The organism is Pantoea sp. USHLN298, assembly GCF_037149395.1.
Classification (GTDB): domain Bacteria; phylum Pseudomonadota; class Gammaproteobacteria; order Enterobacterales; family Enterobacteriaceae; genus Pantoea; species Pantoea astica.
In genome coordinates, this window is record NZ_JBBCRO010000009.1 from 46,339 (window position 1) to 72,887 (window position 26,549).

At 58.6% G+C, this 26,549-nt stretch carries 23 protein-coding genes; 15 read left to right on the top strand and 8 right to left on the bottom strand.

Annotation, left to right across the window (positions count from 1 at the left end):
- Positions 1 to 2 precede the first annotated feature (2 nt).
- The 4 genes from WFK59_RS20605 to WFK59_RS20620 all read right to left on the bottom strand — a co-directional run bounded on the left by WFK59_RS20605 (position 3) and on the right by WFK59_RS20620 (position 4,247).
- Positions 3 to 923: a substrate-binding domain-containing protein gene (locus tag WFK59_RS20605; RefSeq protein ID WP_336757102.1), complete on the bottom strand. Its 921-nt coding sequence runs from the start codon at positions 921 to 923 to the stop codon at positions 3 to 5.
- Between the two features lie 70 nt (positions 924 to 993).
- Positions 994 to 1,773 carry a TIM barrel protein gene (locus WFK59_RS20610; protein WP_336757103.1) on the bottom strand — a complete coding sequence of 260 codons (780 nt, stop codon included), beginning with the start codon at positions 1,771 to 1,773 and terminating at the stop codon, positions 994 to 996.
- Positions 1,773 to 2,786, bottom strand: a complete 1,014-nt coding sequence (locus WFK59_RS20615) for a Gfo/Idh/MocA family oxidoreductase (protein WP_233988832.1) — start codon at positions 2,784 to 2,786, stop codon at positions 1,773 to 1,775. Before WFK59_RS20615 ends, WFK59_RS20610 begins: the two co-directional genes overlap by 1 nt.
- Positions 2,787 to 2,798: 12 nt before the next feature.
- Positions 2,799 to 4,247, bottom strand: coding sequence for a sugar porter family MFS transporter (locus WFK59_RS20620; protein ID WP_336757105.1), 1,449 nt, complete (start codon positions 4,245 to 4,247; stop codon positions 2,799 to 2,801).
- Positions 4,248 to 4,436: 189 nt separating this feature from the next.
- Between WFK59_RS20620 and WFK59_RS20625 the strand changes: the two genes are divergently transcribed.
- The 4 genes from WFK59_RS20625 to WFK59_RS20640 all read left to right on the top strand — a co-directional run bounded on the left by WFK59_RS20625 (position 4,437) and on the right by WFK59_RS20640 (position 9,880).
- Positions 4,437 to 6,398 (top strand): sigma-54-dependent Fis family transcriptional regulator, encoded by a 1,962-nt coding sequence (locus WFK59_RS20625; RefSeq protein ID WP_336757107.1) that lies wholly within the window; start codon positions 4,437 to 4,439, stop codon positions 6,396 to 6,398.
- A gap of 140 nt (positions 6,399 to 6,538) precedes the next feature.
- Positions 6,539 to 7,153, top strand: coding sequence for a TetR/AcrR family transcriptional regulator (locus WFK59_RS20630; protein ID WP_336757108.1), 615 nt, complete (start codon positions 6,539 to 6,541; stop codon positions 7,151 to 7,153).
- A 249-nt stretch (positions 7,154 to 7,402) separates the two neighbouring features.
- Positions 7,403 to 8,689: a beta-ketoacyl-ACP synthase II gene (fabF, locus tag WFK59_RS20635; RefSeq protein ID WP_336757109.1), complete on the top strand. Its 1,287-nt coding sequence runs from the start codon at positions 7,403 to 7,405 to the stop codon at positions 8,687 to 8,689.
- Positions 8,690 to 8,995: 306 nt separating this feature from the next.
- The gene (locus WFK59_RS20640; RefSeq protein ID WP_336757110.1) at positions 8,996 to 9,880 is read left to right on the top strand and encodes an ROK family protein; all 885 of its coding nucleotides are present in this window, start codon (positions 8,996 to 8,998) and stop codon (positions 9,878 to 9,880) included.
- A 14-nt stretch (positions 9,881 to 9,894) separates the two neighbouring features.
- Here the strand turns inward: WFK59_RS20640 and WFK59_RS20645 are convergent, their stop codons facing one another.
- On the bottom strand, positions 9,895 to 10,848 hold the full coding sequence (locus tag WFK59_RS20645; protein ID WP_233988838.1) for a LacI family DNA-binding transcriptional regulator: 954 nt from the start codon (positions 10,846 to 10,848) through the stop codon (positions 9,895 to 9,897).
- Between the two features lie 288 nt (positions 10,849 to 11,136).
- On the opposite strand from WFK59_RS20645, the gene WFK59_RS20650 reads away from it, so the two are divergent.
- Genes WFK59_RS20650 through WFK59_RS20665 form a run of 4 tightly spaced genes read left to right on the top strand, consistent with a single transcriptional unit; the run spans position 11,137 to position 14,522 of the window.
- Complete coding sequence (locus WFK59_RS20650; protein ID WP_233988839.1) at positions 11,137 to 11,466, top strand: PTS sugar transporter subunit IIB; 330 nt, start codon at positions 11,137 to 11,139, stop codon at positions 11,464 to 11,466.
- The gene (locus tag WFK59_RS20655) at positions 11,463 to 12,791 is read left to right on the top strand and encodes a PTS sugar transporter subunit IIC (RefSeq protein ID WP_336757112.1); all 1,329 of its coding nucleotides are present in this window, start codon (positions 11,463 to 11,465) and stop codon (positions 12,789 to 12,791) included. The genes WFK59_RS20650 and WFK59_RS20655 overlap by 4 nt, the downstream gene beginning before the upstream one ends.
- Positions 12,792 to 12,810: 19 nt before the next feature.
- Positions 12,811 to 14,211, top strand: coding sequence for a glycoside hydrolase family 1 protein (locus WFK59_RS20660; RefSeq protein ID WP_336757114.1), 1,401 nt, complete (start codon positions 12,811 to 12,813; stop codon positions 14,209 to 14,211).
- Entirely contained in the window at positions 14,208 to 14,522 is a 315-nt protein-coding gene (locus tag WFK59_RS20665; protein WP_233988842.1) for a PTS lactose/cellobiose transporter subunit IIA, read from the top strand. The genes WFK59_RS20660 and WFK59_RS20665 overlap by 4 nt, the downstream gene beginning before the upstream one ends.
- A gap of 184 nt (positions 14,523 to 14,706) precedes the next feature.
- On the opposite strand, the gene WFK59_RS20670 is transcribed toward WFK59_RS20665, so the two are convergent.
- On the bottom strand, positions 14,707 to 15,495 hold the full coding sequence (locus WFK59_RS20670) for a MipA/OmpV family protein (RefSeq protein ID WP_336757116.1): 789 nt from the start codon (positions 15,493 to 15,495) through the stop codon (positions 14,707 to 14,709).
- Positions 15,496 to 15,626: 131 nt separating this feature from the next.
- Here WFK59_RS20670 and WFK59_RS20675 point away from each other — a divergent pair, with 131 nt between their 5' ends.
- From WFK59_RS20675 to WFK59_RS20690, 4 genes are all read left to right on the top strand, one after another.
- Positions 15,627 to 16,322: a response regulator gene (locus WFK59_RS20675; RefSeq protein WP_233988844.1), complete on the top strand. Its 696-nt coding sequence runs from the start codon at positions 15,627 to 15,629 to the stop codon at positions 16,320 to 16,322.
- Positions 16,319 to 17,488: a sensor histidine kinase gene (locus WFK59_RS20680; RefSeq protein ID WP_336757118.1), complete on the top strand. Its 1,170-nt coding sequence runs from the start codon at positions 16,319 to 16,321 to the stop codon at positions 17,486 to 17,488. Before WFK59_RS20675 ends, WFK59_RS20680 begins: the two co-directional genes overlap by 4 nt.
- A gap of 93 nt (positions 17,489 to 17,581) precedes the next feature.
- The gene (locus WFK59_RS20685; protein ID WP_336757120.1) at positions 17,582 to 18,718 is read left to right on the top strand and encodes an efflux RND transporter periplasmic adaptor subunit; all 1,137 of its coding nucleotides are present in this window, start codon (positions 17,582 to 17,584) and stop codon (positions 18,716 to 18,718) included.
- On the top strand, positions 18,715 to 21,768 hold the full coding sequence (locus WFK59_RS20690; RefSeq protein WP_336757122.1) for an efflux RND transporter permease subunit: 3,054 nt from the start codon (positions 18,715 to 18,717) through the stop codon (positions 21,766 to 21,768). Before WFK59_RS20685 ends, WFK59_RS20690 begins: the two co-directional genes overlap by 4 nt.
- A 49-nt stretch (positions 21,769 to 21,817) precedes the next feature.
- Here WFK59_RS20690 and WFK59_RS20695 read toward each other — a convergent pair whose 3' ends face one another.
- Both WFK59_RS20695 and WFK59_RS20700 read right to left on the bottom strand, forming a co-directional pair.
- Positions 21,818 to 22,063 carry a hypothetical protein gene (locus WFK59_RS20695; protein WP_233988848.1) on the bottom strand — a complete coding sequence of 82 codons (246 nt, stop codon included), beginning with the start codon at positions 22,061 to 22,063 and terminating at the stop codon, positions 21,818 to 21,820.
- Positions 22,064 to 22,150: 87 nt separating this feature from the next.
- Positions 22,151 to 23,041 carry a LysR family transcriptional regulator gene (locus tag WFK59_RS20700; RefSeq protein WP_233988849.1) on the bottom strand — a complete coding sequence of 297 codons (891 nt, stop codon included), beginning with the start codon at positions 23,039 to 23,041 and terminating at the stop codon, positions 22,151 to 22,153.
- A gap of 104 nt (positions 23,042 to 23,145) precedes the next feature.
- Here WFK59_RS20700 and budA point away from each other — a divergent pair, with 104 nt between their 5' ends.
- Genes budA through WFK59_RS20715 form a run of 3 tightly spaced genes read left to right on the top strand, consistent with a single transcriptional unit; the run spans position 23,146 to position 26,419 of the window.
- On the top strand, positions 23,146 to 23,928 hold the full coding sequence (gene budA, locus WFK59_RS20705; RefSeq protein ID WP_233988850.1) for an acetolactate decarboxylase: 783 nt from the start codon (positions 23,146 to 23,148) through the stop codon (positions 23,926 to 23,928).
- 14 nt (positions 23,929 to 23,942) lie between these two features.
- Positions 23,943 to 25,622, top strand: coding sequence for an acetolactate synthase AlsS (gene alsS / locus WFK59_RS20710; RefSeq protein WP_336757124.1), 1,680 nt, complete (start codon positions 23,943 to 23,945; stop codon positions 25,620 to 25,622).
- 23 nt (positions 25,623 to 25,645) lie between these two features.
- Positions 25,646 to 26,419, top strand: a complete 774-nt coding sequence (locus tag WFK59_RS20715; RefSeq protein WP_336757126.1) for a (S)-acetoin forming diacetyl reductase — start codon at positions 25,646 to 25,648, stop codon at positions 26,417 to 26,419.
- The last annotated feature ends 130 nt before the right edge of the window (positions 26,420 to 26,549 follow it).

The window sequence follows — 26,549 nt, forward strand, 5'->3', positions numbered from 1 at the left end:
TATTATGGCTGATTTGCCGCGGCAAATTCAGTGTAGTTGTCGTGGGTAATGGTCTGGTAAGGGATCCAGTTCAGCTCTTCGACTTTTTGTTTATCCAGCAGCGCTTTTGCCACTTTTACCGCGCCGATCGCCTGCCCTTTTGCATCCTGAAAAATGGTCAGCGTCATTTTGCCGTTTTTAACAAACTGCTGACCATCCGGAGTTCCATCAATGCCCGCCACCAGAATATGACTGTTTTTCGCCTGATTCAGCGCCATAATTGCTCCAATCGCCATTTCATCGTTATTGGCGGCGATGGCATCGATGGGTCGCTGATTCAGCAACCAGCCCGAGACCACATCCACCGCTTCATTACGCTGCCAGCGCGCGGTCTGTTTTTCGATCACCGCCATCTGCTTATATTTTGCAATTACCGCTTCTACGGCACGCGTACGCTCACGCGCCTCTTCGTTCGATAAAGCCCCCATCAGAATGGCGACGTGGCCGCGATAGTTCATCTTTTTTGCCAGCGCTTCCATCTGCATCTCGCCGCCGAGCGCAGAATCTGAGCCCACATAGGCCATATTTGCCGGCAACCTGACTTCCGGTTTACGGTTAACAAACACCAGCGGGATCCCTGCTGACTGGGCGGCTTTGATCATCGGCTGCACACCCTGGGTATCCACCGGGTTGAGAATAATGGCATCCACACCCTGGTTGATAAAATCATCAACCTGCTGAACCTGAAGAGCAACATCGCCCTTAGCATCCACGAACTGCCCGTCCATCTTCAGTGTCTTGATTTCCCCGACCATCTGAGTTCGCAGGATCGAGACAAAATTAAGGTCAAAATTTGCCAGTGCGACGCCAATTTTTGGCGTTTTCGCACCGGCCGACACGCTGACCAGCATACCGAGAAACAACGCTAACAGTCTGGTTTTCATAGGGTAATCCTGTAGGGTTTTATTATTAATAGACCGTCGGGCAACAGGCAAATACCCGACGGGGAAGTGATTACAGGGTAAAATGTTCGCGGAACTGCCTCAGCGCCGTCTCGCTGTCGCCCTCGGCCCAGCCTTCCAGTGCAACAACGCCGGAATAGCCCACTTCAGCCAGCGTGCGTGCAATGGCGCGGTAGTTGATTTCCCCGGTGCCGGGCTGCTTCCGTCCCGGTACATCCGCCACCTGAATTTCACCGATTGCCGGACCACAGCGGCGGATCAGTTCAATCAGATTGCCCTCGCCAATCTGGGCATGATAGAGATCCAGATTCATCTTCAGCGCCGGACTGTTAACCGCCTCGACCAGCGCCAGGGTATCCGCCGCGCGGGCAAACGGCGTCCCCGGATGATCAACCGCCAGGTTGAGGTTCTCCAGGGTAAAGACGCGTCCGGCCCGTTCACCCAGAGCGGCGAGTTGGCCCAGCGTCTCTGCCGCTTTGAGCCACATCGTTCCGGTCACCACCTCAACCGGTCTGACCGCCTGGCCGTTGGCATCAAGTCCGGTGCCGTGCAGATTCAGGCTCGGGCAGTTGAGCCGTTCCGCAATCGCCAGCGACGTTTCAGCACTTTGCAGCAGCGGTTCGATTTGGTCCTCATCCGTCAGGTTACCGCTCAGATAACCGGTCATCGAGGTGAAACGCGCACCGGTCGCTACCAGCGCATCGATATCTTTATTAGCCCAGTTCCAGATCTCGACGCCAAATCCCAGCGCATGAATGCGTTCAACCCGGTGGATAAACGGCAGATCGAGAAACACCATCTCGGCACAGACAGAGAGCTGATAACTGGCCATTAGCGTGCTCCCAGCAGGATGGGCTTGTGCTGCTGCACCGACGCGATACAGGCCAGCGCAATTTCCAGCGCATTCCGCGCATCGATACCGGTGGCGCGCGGCGTCTCACCGTGCAGGATGCAGTGTGCAAACTCGGCCATCTCCGCCACGTAAGCGTCACGCAGCAGATCGGTGTCCATCCGTGAAGTTGCTATCGCAATACCGTCGGCGTGATAGCGCACGCAGTTATCCTGATTAATATTGCCCGCCTGCAACATGCCTTTACTGCCAAACACTTCGCCGCGCACGTCATAACCGTAGACCGCCTGGAAATTCGCTTCAGCCGTGGCAATCGCCCCGTTATCAAAGCGGATGGTCACCACCGAGGTATCCAGCAGCCCTTTATCTTTGAAATCTGGCCGTACCAGGGCATCCGCCAGCGCATAGACTTCAACCGGTCGTGCGCCGGGGTTGAAATGCAGCAAGGTGTCAAAGTCGTGGATCAGCGTTTCAAGAAAGATGGTCCACTGCGGGATCGGCGCCGGATCGCGTAACGCGGGATCGCGGGTGACCGAGCGGCTCAGTTGCGTGGTGCCGTTTTCTCCGGCTTTTACTGCGCGGATAGCGGCAGCAAAGCCAGCACTGAAGCGACGGTTAAAGCCGACCTGTAACACCACGCCCGCCGTTTTTGCCGCGGCGATCGCCCGATCAGCTTCCTCCAGCGTCACCGCCATCGGTTTTTCACAAAAGATATGCTTACCGGCCTGCGCGGCGGCAATCACCAGCTCTGCATGGGTACGGGCCGGGGTCGCAATCGCCACCGCATCAATGTCACTGTCGTTCAGTAACGCCTGTAAATCGGTGTAGGCTTTCTCCACGCCCAGCCGGTCCGCCAGCTTTTGCGCAGCACCTGGCTGCAGATCGGCGACCGCCGTCAGCTTAGCCCCTGGCACCCGCAGTGCCAGATTCTCCGCATGGAAACTGCCCATTCGGCCTGCGCCGATCAATCCCACACGCACAGTTTTATGATTCATAACAGCTCCTGTTTATTTATTGTTTGCCCAGTCAGGCTGGATAGAGGGTTCAGAGGTCTGCTGTGCCTCAGCGGCAAAGCGACGGGATTTGGATAACATCAGCGGCTCAATATGCTCCAGCGAGACGCCGCGGGTTTCCGGCAGAAAACGCTGTACGAACCAGAAGGCCACCAGGCAGCCGACGGTGCACAGCATCAGTGGAAACGCGCCGTGGAAGTGGGTCATCAACAGGCTGCTGCGATTCATCATCGGGAAGCTCTGAGTGACAATAAAATTGGCCAGATACATTGACGAGAAGGCGTAACCCATTGCGACGGCGCGGATTCGGTTGGGAAAGATTTCCGAGATCAGTAACCAGGCGCCCAGGCTCCACGACATGCCGAAAATCAGCACAAACGCCACCAGGCCGATCACCGGCAGCAGCCCGCCGGTCTGGGCAATAAAGGCCCAGCTGGTCATCATCAGGCAGAGCGCACAGCCCAGCGCCCCCCAGCGCAGTAAGCGGGTCCGGCCCCAGCGATCGACCGCATTGAGGCAAAAGGCCACACCGGCCAGCAGCGCCACTCCCAGAAAAATGCTGTGGAACAGGGAGGTTTGGGTGTCGGAGGAGATGTTCTGCAGCAGCGACGGTGCGTAATAGAGCAGGATATTGATGCCGGAGATCTGCTGCAGGATGGCGATGGCACAGCCAATCAGCAGGATATAGCGCGCCCGGGCATCCCGCAGCAAGCCGGTGCGGGCATGACCATCACCGTGGCTGGCGGCGGAAGCGCTGATTTCTGCCAGCAGGCGGGCAGCATGTTGCGGCGTCGATAAACGTGTCAGCACCGCCAGAGCCCGATCGCGTTTACCGTTCAGCGCCAGCCAGCGCGGTGATTCCGGCATGAACGGCACCAGTGCCAGAAACAGCAGGCAAGGCACCACGCCGGACGCCAGCATCCAGCGCCAGCCCTCGCTGACGATCCACGCATGGGACATGCCGCGGGCGATAAGATAGTTGACCACATAGACCGTCACCTGCCCGCCCACCATCAGCATCTGCTGCAGGCCAAGCATCCGGCCGCGCCAGTCTTTCGGTGAGATCTCAGCAATGTAGAGCGGCGTAATCGCCGAGGCCATGCCGACGGCCAGCCCGCCGATCAGCCGGTAAAGTACAAACTGGGTCAGGGTATCGGCCAGCGCAGACCCCACCGCTGACAGCGTAAATAACAGGGCGGTGATCACCAGCGTCGGCTTACGACCGATCCGGTCAGAGAGCGCGCCGACGCACCAGGCTCCCGCCACACACCCGAGGATCACATTTGAAACAGCCCAGCCACTTTGCCACGGCGATAAAGCCAGATGTTCTGTTAACGGTTCTATCACTCCGGAAATCACCGAGGCGTCATAGCCAAGAATGACGCCACTGAGTGAGGCAATCGAACAGATAAACAGCAGTAACTTCAGATTATGTTTTCGCATAACGCTTTAACTTTCCCGTTATTTTTTACAGGTGGCCGTTAGCGTCAGGATTGCAAAACAGGTGCCAGTTTTTTAGCTGGGTTTTATGTGAACGACCTCTCAGATAACCGCTCTCAGGTGAAAATAAAATTTACATGTCAACTTAACATGTCATTAAAATGGACATTTCATCCCGACCCGGAGAGTGCAATGCCGACGCTGCATGATTTGTTGCCGAATAAAGAAGAGAGCGACGCAATTTTCAGTCTGCCGGAAGGCAGCGAAGCGGCGCGCTGGGAACAGCTGCTTGCGCAGGGATGGCAGGCCTTTGTGGCGGATGAGCAGCCGCACTGGATCCGCAGCAGCATCCTGCAGTCGTGGACACGTTCCCGGCAGCGCGGCATTGATCCGGGCCGGTTCAGCTACAGCGCACCGGAACCGGATGAAGTGTCCGCCATTCTCAGCCACAACAGTGAACTAATCGCCGTGGCGCACAGCGTGATGCAGAATCTGCTGGCCTATAATCCGGATGGCCACATCAATCTGACCGATGCGCAGGGCGTGGTGCTGAGCTACTGCGGCAGCGACCTGACGCCGGTCGGCAGCATCCTGCGTGAAGAGGTGCTGGGCACCAACTGCACCGCACGCTGCTTACGCGAACAGCGGCTGGTCTATGTGCTGAGCGGAGAAAACTGGAAGCTGGCACTACGCGAACGCAACCAGCAGTGCGCTGCGGCCCCGATTCGTGATGCCAGCGGCCGGATGATCGGCGTGCTGACGCTGACGGCCACTCCCGACAGTTTTAATGTTCACACGCTTGGTACCGTCCAGGCCGCCGCAGAGGCGATTGGACAACAGCTGACTCTGCGCCGTCTGCTAGCCGAACAGCAATCGATTCTGGAAACGCTGAATGAAGGCGTCGTGGTCTGCGATCGCGATGGCCGCATCAAAACCCTGAATCGCTACGCCCGGCAGATTTTCGCCGGAATAGATGCCGACAATGCGCATATCGATCGGTTGCTGCAGCCGCAATCGGGTTCGCTGCTCACCCTTCCCTGCTGCAACGACCGTGAGATGGTGTTTCGCCCCGATGGCAGACGCAGCGTCTCCTGTCTGGTGTCACTGATGCCGGCACCGGATGGCGGCCGTATTTTATCGCTGCGAGAAAATCAGCGTATCCGGGCAATCACCCGGCGGGTGCTTGGCGTCAGCGCCAGCTACACCTTCGGGATGATTCGTGGCAGCGCGCCTGTGCTGCAACAGGCGATCAAGGATGCACGCGCCAGTAGCCGCAGCGACAGCACCGTGCTGCTGACCGGCGAAAGCGGTACCGGTAAAGAGCTGTTTGCCCAGGCGATTCATAACGCCAGCAGCCGGTCACAGGAATCCTTTGTGGCGGTCAACTGTGGCGCGCTGCCGCGCGATCTGGTGCAGAGCGAGCTGTTTGGCTACGTCGACGGTGCCTTCACCGGTTCACGGCGCGGTGGCTCGGCAGGGAAATTCGAACTGGCCGATGGCGGCACCCTGTTTCTTGATGAGATTGGCGAGATGCCGCTGGAAGCGCAGACCAGCCTGCTGCGCGTACTGCAGGAAAATGAAGTGTTGCGCATCGGGGCGGCGCAGCCGGTTAAAGTGGATGTCCGCATTGTGGCGGCAACCCATTGCGACCTGCAGCGCGCCGTGGAACAGGGTGCCTTTCGCCGCGATCTTTTCTATCGCCTTAACGTCATTTCCCTGACCATTCCCGCCTTACGGGAACGTCAAAGCGACATCCCCGATCTGGTCACGACCTTTATCCACGCATTATGCCAGCGACTGAATAAGACGCCGCCGCAGGTGGCACCGGAAGCGATGCGCTGCCTGCAGGCCTGGCACTGGCCAGGCAATGTCCGCGAACTGGAGAACCTGGTGGAGCGGATAGTGAATCTCTGCCAGAGCAGCAGCATTGAACTGACCGATTTACCCGCGGAATTTATCAGCAGCATGTCACCGGCCACCACCACCGCCGCCACCAGCCTGCTGCAGGATAATGAGCGGGCCTGCATCCTGGAGACAATTCGCGCGCAGGGCGGCAACGTGCGCCAGTCGGCTAAGCTGCTGGGGATTTCACGCACCGCGCTCTACAACAAGCTCAGTCAGTGGAACATTCCGATCAGCAGCCTGCGGCAATAATTTTCCCTTTCCTCAGCGGCGCGATCCGCGCCGCGCCCGCTTCAGGCCGGAAACATGGCATTCGGCCGCTAAAAGGCTTAAAATGTGACCATATCCTTCACCGGTCACTTTGCAACCGACTCTACCTATCAGGCGTTAAAATGACAGAACAGTTTACCGATAACGGCGGCCGCGGCCCGGCTGAACATAACGTTCGCGACCAGATCGTCGATGCCGCGATGCAGCACTTCGCCCATTACGGCTACGAGAAAACCACCGTCTCCGATCTCGCCAGGGCGATTGGCTTTTCAAAGGCTTATATCTACAAATTCTTTGAATCCAAACAGGCCATTGGCGAAGTGATCTGCGCTAACCGGCTGGCAATGATCATGCAGCGTGTGGAAGCCGCCATCAGCGAGGCACCTGGCGCGGCTGAACAGCTACGCCGGCTGTTTCGCACGCTTTCAACCACCGGCAGCGAACTGTTTTTCCACGATCGCAAACTCTATGACATTGCTGCAGTCGCCTCGCGCGATCGCTGGCCATCGGCCCAGGCGCATGAAGAACGGCTGCTGAATCTGATTCATCAGATCCTTCGTCAGGGCAGAGAGGCGGGCGAATTTGAACGTAAAACGCCGGCAGACGAAGCCGCAGAAGCGATCTACCGGGTGATTAAACCCTATGCCAGCCCGGTTCTGCTGCAGTACAACCTCGATGAGGCGGAAGCAGCCTCAGTACAACTGGCGGCGCTGGTGTTACGCAGTCTGGCACCCTGAAAAGTGACCATTGACTTAAATGGTCACATGATCAATGCTGGTAGCCGGTCTGAGAACATCTTCAGACACCCTGTGCTGCTGCGCCTGGCATTTCCTTCCGGTTAAACACGGCGGGCTGGACGTGGCGTTGTGCGTCCCTGTTACGCAGGGTTCCGTCATCCGCGCTAAGGTTGAAAGCGTGCATCGATCAAACCACGGCTCTGCAACCGGTAAATCACCACCTTGCAGAGCCACTACAGGAGGAACTGCATGAGTCATTCAGCCGCGTCTGAACGTATTGTGATTACCGGTATGGGCATCGTCTCGCCATTGGGTTGCGGAGTGGAGACGGTCTGGCAACGCCTGAACGCGGGTCAGTCGGGGATACGGGGGTTGTCCGAAGAGATGAGTGCCGGCACCGGCATTTCGGTGGGCGGCAGCGTCCCGACGGTCGATGAAGATCCGCTGGCTGGCTACGATCCTGAAGCCTTTATCCTGCCGAAAGAGCGCAAAAAGATGGCCCGCTTTATTGAATTTGCGCTATTGGCCGCAGACGAAGCACTGAAGCAGGCGGGCTGGCATCCTCAGCCTGAAGATGAAGCCGCGCGTGAACGCACCGCCACCCTCATTGCCTCCGGCGTGGGTGGCTTTGGCGCGATTGCGGAAGCGGTACGTACTACCGACGCACGCGGCCCGCGCCGGCTTTCTCCCTTCACGGCGCCTTCTTTTCTCGCCAATATGGCAGCGGGTCATGTCTCGATCAAACATGGATTTACCGGACCGCTGGGCGCGCCCGTCACCGCCTGTGCCGCTGGCGTGCAGGCGATTGGGGATGCCGCGCGTCTGATCAGAAGTGGTGAAGCCGATATCGCCATCTGCGGCGGCACCGAGGCCGCGCTGGACCGGGTAACGCTGGGCTGCTTTGCGGCCGCACGCGCGCTGTCGGTCGGTTTTGCCGATCATCCGCATCAGGCGTCGCGTCCGTTTGATCGCGACCGTAACGGTTTTGTGATGGCGGAAGGGGCTGGTCTGCTGGTGATCGAGTCGCTGGCCCATGCCGAAGCGCGTGGCGCAACACCGCTGGCAGAACTGGTCGGCTACGGTACCAGTGCTGATGCTTATCATCTGACCGCCAGCCCGGAAAATGGCAGCGGCGCAGCCCGGGCGATGAAACTCGCTCTGCGTCAGGCCGGTATCGGTCCGGAAGCGGTCCAGCACATTAACGCCCATGCGACCTCGACCCAGGTCGGCGATCGCGGTGAACTCGCGGCCATTCGCTCAGTATTTGGCGACGATTCAGCGGTGGCGATCACCTCAACGAAATCGGCAACCGGGCATCTGCTGGGCGCGGCGGGCGGCATAGAGGCAATATTCACGCTGCTTGCGCTGCGCCATCAACAGGTGCCGCCGACGCTCAATCTGCATCATCCCGATGACGCAGCGGGTAACCTCGATCTGGTGGCGCTGAACGCCCGCCCGATGGCGCTGGAGTATGCCATGTCGAATGGCTTTGGTTTTGGCGGGGTTAATGCCAGCCTGCTGTTGCGTAAGTGGTAGCCTCCTCGGGCTCATCCCAGGCCACTATGCCGTGCGGCTTATCACTGCACGGCATGGAAACGCAGCCTCATCCGTGTGGTTGGTTATTTGTGGTCAGATCACAGGTTAATAACTGACTGCCCGCCGCCGTGCCGGAAAACGTTGGTTAAGATTGTCTCTTGCCAGATAATTCTTATTCCGGAACGGCGTGCGCTATCAACTTTATATTTCCGTACTTTTCCTGACAATATTACCCACCTGCCACCGCTTACGATTAATTTTCAGCGCTACACTAGATATTCACGACAATAAACGCAGAGAACGTAGATGAACATTGCAGCCTTTGATATTGGCGGGACCTCATTAAAAATGGGCGTGATCGACGCTCAGGGAAATATTCTGGCCAGCGACAGTGCTGATATCTCACATAACGATCGGGATAAAATACTGGAACAGATTATCGCCTGGCTAAAGCAAAACCCATCATGCAGCGGCATTGCGGTCAGCACGCCGGGTTATATTGATCCGGAGAGCGGATATATTGCGATGGGCGGCACGATTCGCGACTTTGATCAGTTTAACCTGAGCCAGTGGCTGACCGATAAAACCTCGCTGCCGGCGACGGTTGAGAATGATGCGCACTGTGCTTTACTGGCCGAGCGCTGGCTGGGAAAAGCGAAGAAGCTGGATGATTTTCTGATGCTGACCATCGGCACCGGCTTAGGCGGCGCGGCTTTCTGTAACGGTGCGCTGATCCGCGGTGGCCGCAATCGTGCCGGAGAATTTGGCTGTCTGCTGACGTCACGCCCTACCGACAACAATATCGAACCCCATACCATGGCAAAGAGTTGCACCATGACCGCCCTGCGCGAAAATTTCAGTCGGCTCAGCGGTCAGCCGGTCGATGATGTCAGTGGTAAGGATGTGTTCGACGCGTTTGATCAGGGCGATGAGCAGGCACAACAGGTAGTTGATCGCTTTTATCAGGATCTCGCCGCCGGTTTATATAATCTTTTCAGCGTATTTGACCCGCAGACTATTTTCATCGGCGGGGGAATTACCGAACGTGAACCCTTTATTGATGAGCTCTCACGGCAGCTGGAAAAATATCAAATTGATATTCGCATTGATACCGCTACCTTCGGCAACGATTCCGGCATGCTGGGCGCAACCTGTCACTTTTTACAACATCAGCAAAGCGACGTCGCCTAATCCGCCTTGCAAAATCAGCGCTGCCGCCAGTCAGGGATAATCAGATCGCCACGTAATACCGAACTGCCCAGCATCTGCTGGGTGGTGGCGGTTAACCAGCCGACAATACGTGATGCCATCGCATCGAGAGAGTATTCAATTGCCGGAATAGTGGGTAAACCGGGTAAATTCACCGATCCCGCCAGGCTGAATACCATTACGTCATCCGGTACCGCTTTATTAAAGGCCTGTAACTGCGCCATAACGCTTTGCGCTTCCTGCTCATTAGCCACCAGCAAGGCGTTGAAATTCCGGCTGCTGGCATTATTCAGCAGCATCTGAATCGCCACCGACGAAGAGACCGCATCAGTAATCACCAGGTTACGGTTAAAAGGTAAAAGGTTATTTTCCAGCGCCAGCTTGTAACCCTGTAAGACCTGCCCGGCGGTGCCCCCGTTCTCAGGCTGGATGAGGGCGATCTGGCGACGGCCCTGATTAATCAGGAAATTGCTGGCGGTCTCGGCGGCAAAAGCGTGATCGAACTGGATACTGTTCGGCCCTTCCGCTTCGGCGCAGTCGACCAGAATGACATGTTCATCATCAATATTAAGGGGAAAACGCGCGCCAATGATCAGCACATCATCGCACAGTCCACAGCTCAGCTCGTCAAGCGCGGTCAGAACGTCACTTTTGCTATGGGCAAAGCGCAATAACAGATGCTTCTGATGCTGACGAAGCTGCTTTTCCAGAGCGAAAAGCCAGGCGGTGATCTGATTAACGTTTTCCTGCGCGCAGATAACGCCGATACAGTGGGTGGTCTGGCTGAATAACGACTGGGCAATAACGTTTGGCCGGTAGTTCAGCTCTTCGACGGCTTTCAGGACCGCCAGCCGACTGGCTTCCTTTACGCCGCGTGAACCGCTCAACACCCGGGAAACTGTGGCTTTCGATACCCCAGCCAGCCGCGATACATCGTTGATAGTAGACATTTTTCTCCCCTGAAAACGGCGCTATGCCAAAAAATGCTCACTTTGCTTATCTGCGCAATGGTTCGCCGGCCAAAGTATAGCCATTTCATCCAGTCGTGGAAACCGATTTTCCATAAGCCACCTCCTCTTCGCTTTTACGGTCAATTTTGTGACCCTAATCGAATTAAAAAAAACCGCTAATCTGGCTTATTGACGCGCATCACACTTCTGATTGCTGTCGATGGAAACCGGTTTCCATATGATATCCAATCAGCCTCACTTTAGTGTCAAAGGCGAGGAACAGTAACCATGTACAGAATCATGTTGTGTTGTTCAGCAGGGATGTCCACCAGCATGCTGGTGCGGAAAATGGTGGAAGCCGCCGCGCAACGGGAATTAGCCGTTGAGATCAACGCGTTTGGCGTAGCGGAGTTTGACGAACAGTTTTCCCGCTATCAGGTGGTATTACTCGGACCGCAGGTAAAATATATGCTGCAAAGCCTGAGCGAAAAAGCAGCAGGCCAGGCGATTCCGGTCCAACCGATCGATATGATGGATTACGGCATGCAACGGGGTGACAAGGTGCTGGATTTCGCGCTGTCGCTGATTGCAGCTGCGCAGGAAAAGGCGGCCTTATGAGCTCACTCTATCAATCCATGATCGCGGTGATTGAGCAATCGATTACGCCGCTGGCCGGCCGGCTGGGCCAGCAGAAATATGTGATTGCTATTCGTGACGGTTTTACTGCCGCGCTGCCGTTTATGATCATCGGCTCCTTCATGCTGGTGTTTATCTTTCCTCCCTTCTCCGCCACCAGCACCAACAGCGTCGCCCGGGCCTGGCTCGACTTCTCCGCCACCTACCGTGACCAGTTGATGCTGCCGTTTAACCTCAGCATGGGGGTGATGACCTTTTTCATCTCGGTGGGGATTGGTGCCAGCCTGGGACGGCAATTCTCACTGGACCCGGTGATGTCAGGTCTGCTGGCTTTTATGGCCTTTTTACTGGTGGCGGCCCCCTACTCCAATCACACCATTTCCACTGAATACCTCTCCGGTCAGGGGATTTTTACCGCGCTGCTGACCGCCATTTATGCTACCCGCGTGTATGCGTGGCTGAAGCACAACAACGTCACGATCCGCCTGCCCAAAGAGGTACCGACCGGTGTCGCACGTTCGTTTGAGATCCTGATCCCGGTGGTGGTGATCATCGGGACTTTGCATCCGCTCAATCTGCTGATTGAGGCCAAAACCGGGATGATCATTCCGCAGGCCATCATGCATCTGCTGGCACCGCTGGTCTCCGCTTCCGACTCGTTACCGGCGATTCTGCTGTCGGTACTGCTGTGTCAGATCTTCTGGTTTGCCGGCATCCACGGGGCGCTGATTGTCACTGGCATCATGAACCCGTTCTGGATGGCCAACCTCTCCGCTAATCAGGCCGCCCTGGCGGCGGGCAATGTGTTACCGCACATCTATCTGCAGGGCTTCTGGGATCACTACCTGCTGATTGGCGGTGTCGGCTCCACGCTGCCTCTGGCCTTTCTGCTGCTGCGCAGCCGTGCCACCCATCTGCGCACCATCGGCAGAATGGGCATCGTGCCGAGCTTCTTCAATATCAACGAACCGATCCTGTTTGGCGCACCGATCATCATGAATCCGCTGATGTTTATTCCGTTTGTCTGCGTACCGATGCTTAACGCCGTGCTGGCGTATACCGCTACCCGGCTCGGCTGGCTGGCGCAGGTGGTGTCGCTGACGCCGTGGACCACACCGGCACCGATTGGCGCGTCATGGGCAGCCAACTGGGCGATCAGTCCGGTGGTGATGTGCCTGGTCTGCATGGTGCTTTCCGCCCTGTGCTACCTGCCGTTTCTGCGCGCCTACGAACGATCGCTAATGAAAGCCGAACTGGAGAAGACGCAGTCGCACGCGCCGCTGGCTGAAACCGCCGGTACCCACTAATTTCCTGGAGAGAGGCACCATGCACTACACGTTTCCCGATAACTTCTGGTGGGGCAGCGCCAGTTCCGCCTTACAGACCGAAGGTGATAGCCTGAACGGCGGCAAAAGCGCCACCATCTGGGATCACTGGTACACGCAGCAGCCATCGCGTTTTCATCAGCAGATTGGCCCGGCTGACACCTCAACCTTCTATCAGCACTGGCGTCAGGATATCGCCTTGCTGAAGCAGCTGAACCACAACAGTTTCCGCACCTCAATCAGCTGGTCGCGGCTGATCCCGGACGGCAGCGGTGATCTTAACCCGCAGGCGGTAGCGTTCTATAACCAAGTGATTGATGAATTGCTGGCGCAGGGCGTCACGCCCTTCGTGACGCTGTTTCACTTTGACATGCCGATGGCGATGCAGCAGCTGGGCGGCTGGGAGAACCGTGACGTCGTCGCGGCATTCAGTCGCTATGCCCGCCTCTGCTTTGAGCTGTTCGGCGACCGGGTAGCGCACTGGTTTACCTTTAACGAACCGATCGTGCCGGTTGAAGGCGGTTACCTGTACGACTTCCATTATCCGAACGTGGTGGATTTCCGCCGGGCGGCCACGGTGGCTTACCACACGGTACTGGCCCATGCTTCGGCGGTCCGGGCCTTCCGGGCCGGTTCTTTTCCAGGTGAAATCGGCATTGTGCTCAACCTGACGCCCTCCTATCCGCGGTCGCAGAATCCGGCGGACCTCACCGCGGCGCATCACGCCGATCTGCTGTTTAACCGCAGTTTTCTCGACCCGGTGTTACGCGGCGAATTTCCGGCCGATCTGGTGGCACTGCTCAGGCAGTACGGCCAGTTACCCCCAGCACAACCAGAAGACAACGCCCTGATCGCCGAAGGCGCTATCGACCTGCTCGGGGTCAATTATTATCAGCCACGGCGGGTAAAATGCCGTGACAGCGCAATCAATCCGGCTGCGCCCTTTATGCCGGAATGGTTTTTTGACAGCTATGAGATGCCGGGCCGGAAAATGAACCCTTATCGCGGCTGGGAAATCTACGAGCCGGGTATCTATGACATTCTCACCAACCTGCGACTCAATTATGGCAATCCACGCTGCTTTATTTCAGAAAACGGCATGGGCGTAGAGAATGAGCAACGCTTTGTTGAGGATGGGCAGATCAACGATCAATACCGTATCGACTTCGTTGCTGAGCACCTTAAATGGGTTCACCGGGCGATCGGCGAAGGCAGCCAGTGTCTCGGCTACCATATGTGGACCTTTATTGATAACTGGTCATGGTGTAACGCCTATAAAAATCGCTACGGCTTTGTCCAGCTCGATATCGCTACGCAGCAACGCACGGTGAAAAAAAGCGGTGAGTGGTTTGCCGCAACATCGGCCCGTAACGGTTTTACCCACCCGGAGAACGTAGCATGATCGATCAGGAAGAAGCGGTAATGGAGATTATTGTGAATGCCGGTCAGTCGCGCAGCCTCTGTTTTGAGGCACTGCAGGCGGCCCGTCAGGGAGAGATCGAACAGGCGCGGGATCTGCTGCGTCAGGCCGATACCTTCACCCGCCAGGCACATAAAATGCAAACCCGGCTGATTGAGCAGGATGCCGGCGAAGCCCGGCAGCCGATGACCTTAATTATGGTCCATGCTCAGGATCACCTGATGACCTCCATGCTGGCGCGTGAGCTCTCTGAAGAGCTCCTTCATCTGTACCAGCGTGACGTACGCACCTGAAGCCAGGGATAACAGCGCGGGCGCAGTCACCCTGCGCCCCGCGATCGAGCCTTACCCCCGAATCGGCGAATCAAACAGGCTGATCGCCAGCCCGGTCAGTGCGTAGACCAGCAGATACAACAGGATCAGCGCCGCCAGCAGGGTTCGATGACTGCGCATACCGCCTCGCCTTTTCATGCCCTCATCAGAAGGAGTAGCTGAGCGCAAGGGTGGCCGATGTCCCATTGCGTTTCTCAACAATCGGGCTATCGGAGGCGTGCTTGTCGAGCCAGGTATATTCACCAATGACACTGGCCGACCAGGCGGGCGTGAACTGATGGCTCCAGGTCAGGCTGGTGTCGGTGCCATAGAAACCGCCGGCGGCGTTGTAGCGGGCAAAACCCGTGCGTGCGCTTTGCTGGCTGTTGACGCCGTAGAAGGTGTTCATGTAACGACTATCCCCGAACAGACCGGAAACCTGCAAGGCGACCGTGTCGCTGTTGGTTTGCCACGGGACCAGGGTGGCCGAAGTCCGATACTGCACACCCTGACCGTCACTTAATGGCAGTGTCGCTTTGCCTTCCAGCGCCAGCCAGGGCGTCACTGACCAGCCCAGCGCCAGCGAGGTGTTGACCGTCGCATCGATGTTGCCCATCCCTTTGAGCCGATCGTCACCGTCACGCCACGCTGAATTTTTATCCGCGCGTCCCAGACCATAGCCCAGGGTATGTTCCAGATAGAGTCCATTATCCGCCTGCAGGTCGTAGCCGATCCCCTTTTGCGTATCCAGGAAGAAGGCCCCGTCGCGCGCCTGAATCAGCGGCATCAGCTGCCAGTGACGTTTATCCGCTCCGCTGTAGCGCGGCGCATAGATACCGGCCATGCCCAGTGTCACGCTGGGCGCTGGCGTTGCGCTGTCATCCGCCACGGCAGCGGCGGCGCTTAACCCCAGCGAAAAACAGACCATGTGAAGCTGTATTTTTCCGGTTATCATCACGTTTCCTCATTATCACATCACGTTGCGGAACCGAGTGGGATCAGTTACGCGTCTCTGGCCGGAGTATGTGAAACCTGTGTCAATGAACGACCAGGGATTTATGAAGAAACAGTCAAGGTGGTCCGAAAATGCAGTCAAAACGTGTGCTGATTATTGAAGATGACGCGGATGCAGCCGGTGTGCTTGAGGCGTATCTGAAACGTGAAAGTTATGAAGTTACCGTCGCCGGTGATGGCCTGAGCGGCCTGGAGGTTGCCCGCCGCTGGCAGCCCGATCTGATCCTGCTGGATATCATGCTGCCCGGCATGAACGGCACCGAAGTGCTGGCGGCGCTGCGGCGGCGCGGCGACACGCCCGTGATTATGGTCACCGCGATGGGCGACGCGCCGGATCGCATCGGCGCGCTGCGCTATGGCGCAGATGACTATGTGGTGAAACCGTATAACCCAGGCGAAGTGGTGGCGCGCGTTCAGGCCGTGTTGCGCCGCAGTCAGTACAACACACCGCAGCCGGAAACCCTGCGCTGGGCGGGATTAGAGGTCGATCCGCTGGCGCTTACCGCCGTGGTCAATACTGACGGCGCCGGCCCTCGCCGCCTCGATCTCACCCCGACCGAGTTTTCTCTGCTGGTGACGCTGATGCGTGCGCCGACCCGGCCGTTTACCCGCCTGTTTCTGCTGGAGCACTGCCTGCCGGAGAGCGATGCGCTGGAGCGGGTGGTCGACACCCATGTCTACAACCTGCGGCGTAAACTGGAGGTGGCGGGCATCTCCGATCTGTTACCGGCCGTTCGCAGCGTCGGCTATCGGTTCAGACAGCCATGAAAAACGAGACCCATCCCTCACTGTGGCGCTGGATTTGCGTCCGGGTCATGTTTCTGGCGATTGGCAGCGTGATTCTGATCGCCTTCTGTATGTGGCTGCGTTTTGCCGTGCAGGCATTCTGGGTCTATTACCGGATGCCGCCCGCCCTGCTGGAGGAGTTCTCACAGCTGCGGCACCATCCCGCCAGCGATCCGGCCCGTTTTCATCAGATTGTCGATCAGTGGTGGGGCATCAACTTTTCCGATCCTTCGCTGGCCTCGTCAGACTGGCTTACCGTTGGCGTGCTGGTGGCGGTGATGATCCCGTTTATGGTGCTGATGGCGCTGCGTTTCGCTCGTCCGCTGTCGGCGCAGTTCAGCCAGCTGGCGACGGCGGCGCGCGCCGTCTCTGAGGGCGAGTTTGGCCGTTCCGCGGCGCTGGTGAAAGAGGCGCCAGAGGAGCTGGTGCGCTTCACCGAAGACTTCAACCAGATGACGCAACAGCTGGCGCGCTACGAGCGGGAACTGCGTGCTTCACACGTCGCGATGGCGCACGAATTGCGATCCCCGCTGACGGCGGCCATTGGCCGACTACAGGGGATTCTGGACGGCGTATTCCAGCCTGAACCGCAGCAGCTGGCGATGATCATGAAACAGCTGACGCAGCTCAGTCGGCTGACGGATGAGCTGCACCTGTTATCGCTGGCGGATGCCGGTCAGCTCACCCTGAATCGCGATCGGGTGAACCTCAGTGAACTGTTACGCGAGCGGATCGGCTGGCTGATGCCGCAGGCGCGGGAAGCGGGCATGGCGATCAGCGTGACGCCGGCACAGGATCTCTATCTGACTGCCGATCCGTTTCGTCTCGGTCAGGTGGTGACCATTATCTGCGAAAACGCGCTGCGCTACGCTGCGGAGGGCGGACGGCTGGAGATCACCGCCAGCCAGGGCGATCGATACACTGCCCTGACCTTCCGTGATTATGGTCAGGGCGTGGAACGCCATTTTTTGCCGACACTGTTTGACCGCTTTACCCGGGCTGAGTCCTCCCGTGCACGCCACTCCGGCGGCAGCGGTCTGGGATTGTCGATTGCCAAAGCCATTATTGAAGCCCACGGCGGCACTCTTCACGCCAGCCTGCCGGCGGAGGGCGGGCTGTTAATCGGCGTTAACCTGCCGGTGAACTGAAAAGCGATAACTTGACCGTTTCTTGACGGTTCATCGAAGGATTCTGGACACAAGCCGGGTTCAATGAGCACAACTCATTACAGGAACCCGGCTATGACAGACTTAATTCAGGATGCTGCCCGTCAGGTGTGGCGTCATCTCCTCAGTGTTCACCTCTTTGCGCCGATCGTGTTCCTGCTGCTGGGGATCTTCATCATGACCGGTTGCCGGGATGATCATGCCGAGCCGCCCGTCGCCCCGTTACGACCGGTAAAAACCGTTATTGCCCCGGCGTTCAGTCACGATGCCTCACTGTCGCTCACCGGCGAAGTCCACGCCCATCAGGAGGTGGCGCTGGCCTTCAGGCTCGACGGTCGGGTTATCCGCCGCACGGTTGAACTGGGTGACAGTGTCACTGCGGGTCAGCCGCTGGCAACGCTGGAAGACAATTCAGCCCGGAATCAGTTGAGCAGCGCCCGGGCCGACCTTGAGAGCGCCCGCGCAGCCGAACGCGTCGCCGCACTTAACTTACACCGGATGCGATTGCTGATGCCGGGCGGCGCCATCGCCCGCAGCCAGCTGGACAGCGCCCAGGCGGACTTTCAGAGCGCACAATCGCGGCGTCTCAGCAGTGAGGCTGCGCTGAAAAACGCACAGGATACGCTCAGCTGGACCCAGCTCAGGGCCCCGTCATCCGGCAGGATCACCGCCGTCAACCTGCAGCCTGGTCAGGTGGTCAGCGCCGGGCAAAGCGTGATGACGCTGGCCGCCGGGGATACGCGCGATGCGGTATTTGATCTGGCAGAACCCAGCCTGATTCGGCCAGATAACCGGATGCCGCTGAATATTGCGCTGCTCTCCGATCCCGGCGTGCAGGTCAGCGGCAGCGTGCGTGATATCAGCCCGCAGGCCGATCCGCAGACCCGCACCTGGCGGCTGCGGGTCACGCTGAACAATCCGCCTGCCACCATGGCGCTTGGCGCCACGGTCATGCTCAGTCTGCCGGATGGTCAGCCGCCCGTGATCGCCTTACCCGCCAGTGCCCTGACCCGCGCCGGTGAAAAACCCGCGCTGTGGGTGGTTGACCGCGCAACCCGACGATTGCAGCTGCGCCCCGTGGTGATGACCCGCTTCACCGCAGAGCAGATTTTTATCAGCACCGGCATCCAGCCGGGTGAAACGGTGGTGACGGCCGGTGTCAGCACCCTGCAGCCTGGTGAACAGGTCGCGTTATCTCAGGAGGCGCCATGAAGCCTGCTTCCTCCTCATCCGCTTTTAATCTCTCTGGCTGGGCACTGGCGCATCAGCAGCTGGTGGTATTTTTCATGCTGCTGGTGATGGCCGTGGGTGTGCTGAGCTATGAACATCTGTCGCGCAACGAAGATCCGGCTTTTACCATCAAAACGGCAGTGATCTCCGCGCAGTGGCCGGGCGCTGATGTGAATACCACCGTGCAGCTGGTCACCGACGTACTGGAAAAAAAGGTGCAGGAGATCCCGTCGCTGGACGCAGTTGAAAGCGAAACCCGGGCCGGGCAGACGGTGATTTACGTTAATCTGCGCGACGATACGCCTCCCGCAGCGGTGGCGGGCATCTGGTACCAGCTGCGGAAAAAGATGCAGGATATCGCGCCTTCGCTGCCGCAGGGCGTTCAGGGGCCGGCGGTAAATGACGAGTTTGATGACACCTTTGGCACCCTTTATGGCTTTACCGCCGAGGGTTTCACCGCGCGGGAACTGCGCGATCAGGTTGATAACCTGCGTCGTAGCCTGGCCGATCTGCCCGATATCGGCAAAACCCTCTTACTCGGTGTCCAGGAGCAGCAGGTGGTGATTGCCTTTTCGCCGCGCAAGCTGGATGGAATGGGGCTGGATTTGCAGCAGGTCAGCGATGCGCTTAAAGCCCAGAATGAGGTGGTCCCTGCCGGCAGCCTGCGCACCGATCGCGAAAATATCGCGCTGCGGGTCAGCGGCACCTTAACCTCGGTCGCCAGCCTGCAGGCGGTGACGCTGCATATCGGTCAACGCTTTATTCCGCTGACCGATCTGGCGACCATCAGCCTGCAATCCGCCGAGCCGCCAGCTCCCGCCTTTCGGGTTAACGGTAAGCCCGCCATCGGACTGGCCATTTCCATGGCCGACGGCGGCAATATGCTCGACTTTGGTCAGCAGCTGGATCAGCGGATGAGCCGATTAGCCAGCCAGTTGCCCCACGGCATTACGCTGACCCGGGTTGCCGATCAGTCCGCGGTGGTCAAAACGGCGGTCAGCGGCTTTGTCCGGGTGCTGGGCGAGGCGATCGTGATTGTCTTAGCGGTCTCGTTTGTGTCGCTGGGACTGCGGGCTGGCCTGGTGGTGGCCGCCGCTATACCGCTGGTGCTGGCGATGACCTTTACCGGCATGCTGCTGGCGAATATCGGCCTGCAACGGATCTCGCTAGGCGCACTGATTATTGCGCTGGGATTGCTGGTGGATGACGCCATGATCACCGTGGAAGCGATGGTGGCGCGGCTGGAAGCGGGTGACAGCAAATGGCAGGCCGCCACCTATGCGTTTAAAACCACCGCCTTCCCGATGCTGACCGGCACGCTGGTGATGATAGCGGGTTTCATACCGGTCGGATTCGCCGCGTCCAGCGCCGGAGAATATTGCTACTCGCTGTTTGTGGTGATCACCCTGGCCTTGCTCTGCTCATGGGTCGTGGCGGTGCTGTTTTCCCCGCTGACCGGAAGCTGGCTGTTATCGGCAGGCAGCGTAAAGGCACACCGTCCGCCGGGCATCCTGATGCGCGCTTACCACCGGCTGCTGGAGCAGATCCTGCAACACCGGCTAATCACGCTCGGCGCCGCGCTGGGGATATTGCTGGTCAGCCTTTACGCCACCACTTTTATGCAGGGTGAGTTTTTTCCGGCCTCCGATCGCCCTGAACTGCTGGTGAGCCTGACGCTGCCCGCCAATACCGCACAGGCTGAAACGGCGCGCCGCACTGCACAACTGGAACAGGCGATCCGCAACGATCCTGACGTTGCCAACTTTACCAGCTACGTTGGCTCCGGCGCGGTACGCTTCTATCTGCCGATGGATGTGCTGCTGGATAATGAAAACACCGCCCAGCTGGTGGTGGTGGCACATAACCTCGCCGCGCGCGATCGGCTGCGCAAGCGGCTCGAACGGGTGATGGTGCACCATTTCAGCGACATCACCACCCGGGTATCACCGCTCGAACTCGGTCCGCCGGTCGGCTGGCCGCTGAAGTATCGCATTACCGGTCCGGACAACGCCAAAGTACGCCAGGCTGCCGACCAGCTGGCGGCGGTGATTGCCCGATCGCCGCTCACCCGCGAGGTGAATCTCACCGCCGGAGAACCGGAACGGGTCATCACCCTGGCGGTGAATCAGACCGCTGCCCGCGCGGTCGGGCTTTCGTCTGACAGCATCGCCTCCGCCCTTAACACCGTGATGTCCGGCAGCGTGGTCACTACACTGCGCGACCGCAACCGGCTGATTGACGTGGTGCTGCGCGGTAACGATCGCGAGCGGCAGGATACCACTGTGCTGGCGGGCCTGATGCTCACCACCGCCAGCGGGCAAAAAGTCCCGCTCAGCCAGGTCGCGACCCTGACGTGGGGCGTGGACGACCCGGTGATCTGGCGACGTCAGCGGCTGGCTTACATCACCGTGCAGACCGATATCGCGCCCGGCCAGCGCGCTGAAACCGTGTCGCAGCAGCTCGCGCCGCAGGTCGCCTCGCTGCGCGCCGCCCTGCCCGCCGGATACGGGATTGAAGAAGGTGGCGTGGTGGCGGAATCGGATAAGGGTAACGGCTCGGTGTTCGCCCTGTTGCCGATCACCCTCTGCGTCATGCTGGTGTTGCTGATGATCCAGCTACAGCGTTTCTCCAGCATGGTGCTGGCATTTTGCATGGCACCCTTTGGGCTGCCGGGCATTGTGTTAGCCATGCTGCCGGCGGGGACACCGCTGGGGTTTGTTGCGCTGCTGGGGATTATCGCGCTGGCTGGCATCATCATCCGTAACGCGGTGATCATGATCAGTGAAGTCGACGCCAACGCCCGCGCCGGACTGCCGCCGGATGAAGCCATCCGGCAAGCGGCGCAGCACCGCGTTCGCCCTATCCTGCTGACCGCCTGCGCTGCGATCCTCGGCATGATCCCGATCTCGCATCAGGTTTTCTGGGGACCGATGGCGTTTGCGATTATTGGTGGTCTGGTGACCGGCACGCTGGTGACGCTGACGGTGCTGCCTGCGTCGCTGAGTCTGTTAATGAACAGGAAGCGGGCCTGATTCAGGCTGACCGTCCGATCCCGCCACCGGGCGGCATCGGACGGCCGGGTTACTTCATCACTTCAACCAGGATTAACGGGCATTTCCTGACTTTGCAGGCCTGAGAGTAGGCCAGCGAACAAACTGAACAGAGATCGCGTATGTCAGATTGATACTCATACTCCATGAAATAGCGGAACCTGCCGCTGGCCGAATCTGTTCTCCAGAATCGCTGCGGCTCCAGAATCTCATCCAGTTGCCTGAATGTCAGGGCTGACGGGTTGTGAAACCCGACTCGAACGCGGTATGTAGTCATGGTTCGATTATTCGCAACCCGGACGCGCGGTGCCAGTCGGTTATTGTGCTCAGTTCAATAGCCTGCGCTTATCAACGCCGCTGCGTTTCAGGCTGGCGGTTTCTCCGCCAGCAGCGACAGCAGATGCAATATCGCTTTTGACGGAGGGTAGCGCCGCCAGGCGAACGCCACGTCGGTGAACAGCGTATTATTTTCGATTTCACAGAAGCTGATCTGAGGATTGCCCACACAGCGCATCGACGCCGGCACTAGCGCGACACCGCATCCGGCGCCCACCATGCCGAGCGATGAGGTGATCTGTGGCGCCTGCTGAAAGGCGTGGCGCGAAAAGCCCGCCCGCAGGCAGGCGCTGACAATCAGTTCATACAGGCTGGGCGCCACCTCGCGTGGGAAGATCACCAGCGTTTCAGCGGCCAGCGCCGATAACGCCACCGCGGGTGCCTGGCTGAGTGGATGCTGACGCGGCAGCGCAATCAGCATTCTCTCGGTTGAGATCACCCGCAGATTAAAGGCTTTACTGCTTTCACACGGCAGGCGAATGAACGCCGCGTCCAGCAACCCTTCCTGTAAATCCTGCATCAGCAGCGCCATGTTCTCTTCGCGCGTCAGCAGCTCCATCGCCGGATAGCGCTGCGTAAACTGGCGGATTAACACAAATATCCGCGGATTAAACGCCACCGAACTGGCAAAGCCCAGCGACATCTGGCCGCTGATACCGCGGGCAATGCCCCGCGCATTTTCCAGCGCATGATCGGCCAGTTGCACAATCTGCTGCGCTTCGGCCAGGAAGGCTTCACCGGCTTCGGTAAGCTCAACGCCGCGCGTCAGACGCTTTAACAGTGGCGTACCAATTTCCTGCTCCAGCCGCAGTATCTGTTGACTCAACGGCGGCTGCGAAATCCCCAGCATTTCAGCAGCCCGGGTGAAATGAAGCGTCTGGGCGACGGCGACAAAATAACGCAGATGACGCAGTTCCATATCAAAAACGTCTCAAAGTTAACAGGTTTCGCTATTGGACCCACCGACTGAATCGGTTCAACATTAGGTTAACACGGCTTAATGGTTAACCTATGAGGCATCAAATGAGCAATTATGTAACTGATTGTTCCTGTGAGGATCAACTGAAACATACTGTCCTAAAACTTTCCCAGGATGCACCAGAAAGTGTTATCTATCAGACCTCATTGATGAGTGCGCTGCTGAGCGGCGTTTACGATGGCAACACCCGGATCGCTGACCTGCTGCGCAAGGGCGATTTTGGCTTAGGCACCTTTAACCGGCTGGATGGCGAACTGATCGCCTTCGACAGCCAGGTCTATCAGCTGCATTCAGACGGCAGCGCGCATCCCGCCGATCCACAACAGAAAACCCCGTTTGCGGTGATGACCTTTTTCAAACCGCAGCATCTGTATGAATTTGAACGGCCGATCTCACGTGAAGCGATTCACCGCGTGATCGACCGTGAAATCACCTCCGACAACCAGTTCTGTGCGCTGCGCATCAGCGGACGCTTCAGCCGCGTCGAGACCCGCACCGTCCCCTGCCAGTGCCGCCCTTATCGTTCGATGCCGGAAGTGCTCGGCAACCAGCCGACCTTCACTTTCAGCCAGCGTGCGGGTGAGCTGATTGGCTTCCGCACACCGCAGTATATGCAGGGCATCAACGTGGCTGGCTATCACGAACATTTTATCACTGACGATCGCGAAGGCGGCGGTCACATTCTCGATTATGCGCTGGAACAGGGCACCCTGACCTTTGGCGCCATCAGCAAACTGGTGGTCGATCTGCCTCAGGACAGCGATTTTCTCAATGCCAACCTCAATCCCGCCAACCTCGACGCCGCCATTCGCGCAGTTGAAAGCTAAACAGAGGAATGAAGATGAAAAACTCCACCGACAGCACACTCTGGACCTGCGGCGCCGACCTGGTGGTCGCGCAACTTGAAGCACAGGGCGTGAGCCACGTATTCGGTATTCCCGGCGCAAAAATTGACAAGGTGTTCGACTCCCTGCTGGATTCCCCGATTCAGACTATCCCGGTGCGCCACGAAGCGAACGCCGCCTTTATGGCCGCGGCGGTTGGCCGGCTGACCGGCAACGCGGGCGTCGCGCTGGTCACCTCCGGTCCCGGCTGTTCCAACCTGATCACCGGGATGGCGACCGCCACCAGCGAAGGCGATCCGGTGGTGGCGATCGGCGGTGCCGTGAAGCGCTCTGACAGCGCCAAGCAGGTACACCAGAGCATGGATACCGTTTCCATGTTTCGTCCGGTCACCAAATATGCGGTCGAAGTGACCGATCCGGCTGCGCTGTCTGAATGTCTGTCGAATGCATTCCGCCACGCCGAGCACGGTCGCGGTGGCGGTGCGTTCATCAGCCTGCCGCAGGATATCGTCGATCAGCCCGTCACCGGCCGGGCCCTGAGCAGCAAAGGCCGCCCGGTTCTGGGTGCCGCGCCCGATGCAATGATTGATGCGGTCGGTCAGGCGATAGCGGCGGCGAAAAACCCGGTGATCCTGCTGGGACTGATGGCGAGCCAGCCAGAAAACAGCGAAGCGATTCACCACCTGCTGAACAGCACGCATATTCCGGTTACCAGCACCTATCAGGCGGCGGGCGCGGTCAGGCAGGAACATTTCTCCCGCTTTGCCGGACGCGTCGGATTGTTCAACAACCAGGCCGGTGACCGGCTGCTGCAACAGGCCGATCTGATTATCACCATCGGTTACAGCCCGGTGGAGTATGAACCGGCAATGTGGAACACCGGCAACGCGACGCTGATCCATATCGACGTGATGCCCGCCGAAACCGACAACCGCTATTTGCCAGACGCAGAGCTGGTCGGTGATATCGCCGCCACGCTGCGCAAGCTGGCAACCCGCATTACCGCGCCGCTGCAGCTCAGCCCGGAAGCCGCCAGCGTGCTGGAGGATCGGCAACAGCAGCGCAAACTCCTGGCGATGCAGGGTGCCAGCCTCAATCAGTTTGCGCTGCATCCGTTACGGATTGTGCGCGCCATGCAGGACATCATTAACAGCGATGTCAGCCTGACCGTCGATATGGGCAGCTTCCACATCTGGATCGCCCGCTATCTCTACAGTTTCCGCGCCCGCCAGATCATGATCTCTAACGGTCAGCAGACCATGGGCGTGGCGCTGCCGTGGGCGATTGGTGCCTGGCTGGTCGATCCGCAGCGCAAAGTGGTGTCGGTATCGGGCGACGGTGGTTTCCTGCAATCCAGCATGGAGCTGGAAACTGCGGTACGGCTGAACGCCAATATTCTGCACATCGTCTGGGTCGACAACGCCTACAACATGGTGGCGATGCAGGAAGAGAAGAAATATCAGCGTGTCTCCGGCGTGAAGTTTGGCCCGGTCGATTTCAAGGTTTATGCCGAAGCGTTTGGTGCCGCCGGTTTTGCGGTTAACAGTGCGGCAGAGCTTGAACCGACCCTGCGTAAGGCGATGGATGTTCAGGGACCTGCCGTGGTGGCGGTACCGGTCGATTATGCGGACAACCACCTGCTGATGGGCCAGCTGCATCTGAGCCAGCTTCTTTAATTTCAACCTGAAAGGATATGATGATGAAAACCAGAGTGGCATTTGTTACCGGTGCGGGACAGGGAATTGGTGAAGCGATCGCCCTGCGTCTCGCCAGAGACGGCTTTGCCGTGGCCGTGGCTGATTTCAACCCTGAAACGGCCCGCCAGGTGGCAGAGAAGATCATTCAGCCTGGGGGCAAAGCGCTGGCGCTGAAAGTCGATGTCTCCCAGCGTGATCAGGTGATGCATGCCGTTGAGGAGGCGCGCCAGGCGCTGGGCGGCTTCGATGTTATCGTCAATAATGCGGGCATCGCGCCCTCCACGCCGATCGCCGAGATCACCGAAGCGGTGATAGATAAAGTCTACAACGTCAATGTGAAAGGGGTGATCTGGGGTATGCAGGCCGCCATCAGGGCGTTCGCTGCTGAAGGCCACGGCGGCAAAATCATCAACGCCTGTTCACAGGCCGGCCATGTCGGTAACCCGGAACTCGCCGTCTACAGCTCCAGTAAGTTTGCGGTGCGTGGCCTGACCCAGACCGCCGCGCGCGATCTGGCATCTGCCGGTATCACGGTCAATGCTTTCTGCCCCGGCATTGTCAGAACGCCAATGTGGGAAGAGATCGACCGGCAGATCTCTGAAGCGGCCGGAAAACCGGCCGGTTACGGCACGGAGGAATTTGCCAAACGCATCACCCTTGGACGCCTCTCCGAGCCGGAAGACGTGGCAGCCTGTGTCGCCTACCTTGCCGGACCCGACTCCGATTATATGACCGGACAGGCGTTACTGATTGATGGCGGTATGGTGTTTAACTGATTGCTCCTTCCCATCCCCTGCTGCGCCACGCGCAGCAGGGATGGCTGCTCGCTGAATCGTTAATATTTTTTATCAAAAAACCCCACTCCCTTCAGCCACTTGCCCATACGGCCGCTATAACAGCCAGAAT